We start from the raw sequence: 465 nt of genomic DNA, 5'->3' as shown, positions 1-465 counted from the left end.
AGGTTTACCTTTATCAAGGTTAAGAAGTGAGTTATGCAGTAACTCGTATGACCTCGCAAAATTGGATTGGTTAACCAATCATCAGCGAAGTTTTGAGCTGCACTCCAAAAAAAGTAACTCTGGACTCAAAACCAAGTTGGTATCTCGTTTGCGTTCCACCCCGTACTTTTCATACAAGAAAGCTAGAACCTTTCGCGGTTTCCTAATTTTTCAGCAAATAATCAATGGCTTCTCTGGCAATTTCAGCTTTACTAATGCCAGGGAGTTGTGGTGAAAAGTTGGGTTCAAGATACAATTCTAAATAGTTTTCAGGACGTTCTGCTAACAGGCAGATCGCGGGTCGTTTATCTAAGACATATTTATCCTCCTCAATGAAATATCCCCAAGGCGCTCTTGTCCAAGCAACTTTTTACTTCGGCGGTATTCATGACCGCGCTTGATCCGCTCTCGAAGCTGGCGACGTTC

Origin of the sequence: Kamptonema formosum PCC 6407 (assembly GCF_000332155.1) — a bacterium.
GTDB lineage: Bacteria > Cyanobacteriota > Cyanobacteriia > Cyanobacteriales > Microcoleaceae > Kamptonema > Kamptonema formosum.
This window is presented reverse-complemented; position numbering follows the sequence as displayed.